The following is a 2,901-nucleotide window of genomic DNA, read 5'->3' on the forward strand; positions in this document are numbered from 1 at the left end:
GGACTGCTGTGGCACCACTGTAGGTGACGAACCACAGCCATGTCATTCGTCGTCGGCGAGTCGGCGACGGGTTCCGGCGCGGCGTGCCTGAGCGACCCCCCGGAGGGGTGCTGTGCGGCTCGCTAGGGTGGACCGTGTGACCACTTCAGGCCGCGCCGACCTCGTGATCGTCGCCAACAGGCTCCCCGTCGACCGAGTGACCAACCCCGACGGCAGCAGCGACTGGCGGCGGTCCCCCGGTGGCCTGGTGTCCGCCCTCGAGCCCGTGATGCGGGCCAACGACGGCGCCTGGATCGGCTGGCCGGGGTCACCCGACGACGACCTCGAACCCTTCGTCGAGGACGGTCTCCAGCTGGTGCCGGTGCACCTGAGCGCGCGCGAGATCGAGGAGTTCTACGAGGGCTTCTCCAACGGCACCCTCTGGCCGCTCTACCACGACGTGGTCGCCAAGCCGGAGTTCCACCGCGAGTGGTGGGACTCCTACGTGACGGTCAACCGACGCTTCGCGGAGAAGAGCGCGGAGGTGGCCGCCGAGGGCGCCACGGTCTGGATCCAGGACTACCAGCTCCAGCTCGTGCCGCAGATGCTGCGCGACCTCCGACCGGACCTGCGCATCGGCTTCTACCTGCACATCCCCTTCCCCCCGGCCGAGCTCTTCAGCCAGCTCCCGTGGCGGCGCCAGATCCTCGAGGGGCTGCTCGGCGCCGACCTCATCGGCTTCCAGCTCGCCGGCGGTGCCGGCAACTTCGTGCGCATGGTCCGCCACCGGGTCGGCCACAAGACCCACCGCGACCTCGTCTACCTCCCCGACGGCCGGAGCGTGAAGGCCGCGGCGTTCCCGATCTCCATCGACACCGCCGGGTTCGAGGAGCTCGCCCGGTCCGAGGGCGTCGAGAAGCGGGCGGTCGAGATCCGCGAGGCGCTCGGCAACCCCCGCAAGGTCTTCCTCGGCATCGACCGCCTCGACTACACCAAGGGCATCGTGGCCCGGTTGCGCGCGTTCGGCGAGCTGATCGCCGAGGGGCGCCTCGACGTCGAGGACGCGGTGTTCGTGCAGGTCGCCACCCCGTCGCGGGAGCGCGTCCAGCAGTACCGCATCCTGCGCGACGACATCGACCGACTGGTGGGCCGCCTCAACGGCGACCTGGGCGAGATCGGCAAGCCGGCGATCTCCTACCTCCACTCCTCCTACCCCCGCGAGGAGATGGCCGCCCTCTACCGGGCGGCCGACATCATGGTCGTCACGCCCTTCCGCGACGGGATGAACCTCGTCGCCAAGGAGTACGTCGCGTGCCGCTACGACTCCGACGGGGCCCTGGTGCTCTCCGAGTTCGCCGGCGCGGCCGACGAGCTCCGTCAGGCCTGGCTGGTCAACCCCTACGACATCAACGGCATCAAGCAGGCGCTCCTCGACGCGTTCAACGCCGAGCCCAGGGAGACCACCCGCCGGATGCGGGCGATGCGCAAGACGGTCGTCGAGCACGACGTCGCGTCCTGGGCCGGGAAGTTCCTCGCCGAGCTCGCCGACGGCCAGCAGGAGCACGACAAGAGCGTGCGCCCCGCCCGCCGGAGCTGACCGACCGCCCGTCGGAGCTGACCGACCGGCTTCTCAGCGGGTGGTCGGGTGCGGCAGCGGCGCCTCGCCCTGCGACGTCATGATCTGCTCGATCGTGGCGCGCAGGTCGGGACCGATGGCGCCCCAGTCGTCGTCGTACCCGTAGACGTCGTGGAGCTGCTCGGTCGAGCGCTGGCCTGCGAGGATGTCGATGTCCCAGGGCGTGATGAGGCCGGGGTGCACGACGCCGACGGCCTCCGACACCTTGAGCAGGTCGCGCCGCAGCGAGCGGATGTAGTTGGCGGCACGCACGCTCTTGAGCTCGACGTCGAGGCCGAAGGTGTAGCGCGGGTTCTGGGTGGCGATCCCGACCGGGCAGTGGTCGGTGTGGCACTTCTGGGCCTGGATGCAGCCGATGGACATCATCGCCTCGCGCCCCACGTTGACCATGTCGGCGCCGAGCGCGAAGGCGACCACGGCGTTCTCGGGGACCCCGAGCTTGCCGGCGCCGATGAAGGTGACGTCGTCGGTCAGGCCGGCGGCCGCGAAGCGCCGGTAGACCTCGCTGAAGGCGATCCGGAAGGGGTAGGCCACCGAGTCCGCGAAGATCATCGGCGCCGCGCCCGTGCCGCCCTCGCCGCCGTCGATGTTGACGAAGTCGACGCCCCGCCCGCCGGCGGCCATCGCCTCGACCAGCTGGTCCCAGAGCGTCATGTTGCCGACCGCCGACTTCACGCCCACGGGCAGCCCGGTGGCGTCGGCGACCGTCTCGACGAAGTCGAGCATCGAGTCGACGTCGTGGAAGACCTCGTGGCGACTGGGCGAGGCGCAGTCCTTGCCCTCGGGGATGCCGCGGATCTCGGCGATCTCGGCACTGACCTTCTCCCCCGGCAGCATGCCGCCGAGCCCGGGCTTGGCGCCCTGGGACAGCTTGATCTCGATGGCGCGCACCGGCGCCGACTGCACCAGGTCGACCAGGCGGGAGAGCTCGAAGCGGCCCCGGTCGTCGCGGCACCCGAAGTAGCTCGTGCCGATCTGGAAGACCACGTCGCCGCCGTGGCGGTGGTACGGCGACAGGGCGCCCTCTCCGGTGTTCTGCAGGCAGCCCGCCATGGCCGCACCCTTGTTGAGCGACTCGACCGCCTTGCCGGACAGCGAGCCGAAGCTCATCCCCGAGATGTTGACCACCGAGCCCGGGCGGAAGGCGTGACGGCGACCCCGGGCGGCGCCCATCACCTTGGCGCTGGGCAGCGACACCGTGTCGTCGGCGTGGGGCAGGGTCGCCGCGCCCGGACCCATGATCGTGCGGTGCTTGATGATCGGGTAGCCCTCGACGTGCTCCATGT

The 2,901-nt window shown here is 70.6% G+C and carries 2 protein-coding genes; one reads left to right on the top strand and one right to left on the bottom strand.

The window, feature by feature from the left end; translation table 11 throughout:
• The first annotated feature begins 136 nt into the window (after positions 1 to 136).
• A complete protein-coding gene (locus tag ACXJKL_RS18635; RefSeq protein WP_457208496.1) occupies positions 137 to 1,576 on the top strand; it encodes an alpha,alpha-trehalose-phosphate synthase (UDP-forming) in 1,440 nt (479 codons plus the stop codon).
• Positions 1,577 to 1,609: 33 nt separating this feature from the next.
• Here the strand turns inward: ACXJKL_RS18635 and ACXJKL_RS18640 are convergent.
• A partial coding sequence (locus ACXJKL_RS18640) for a glutamate synthase-related protein (RefSeq protein WP_457208497.1) occupies positions 1,610 to 2,901 on the bottom strand: 1,292 nt, incomplete at its 5' end.

It is taken from the genome of Nocardioides sp. P5_C9_2 (assembly GCF_054049555.1).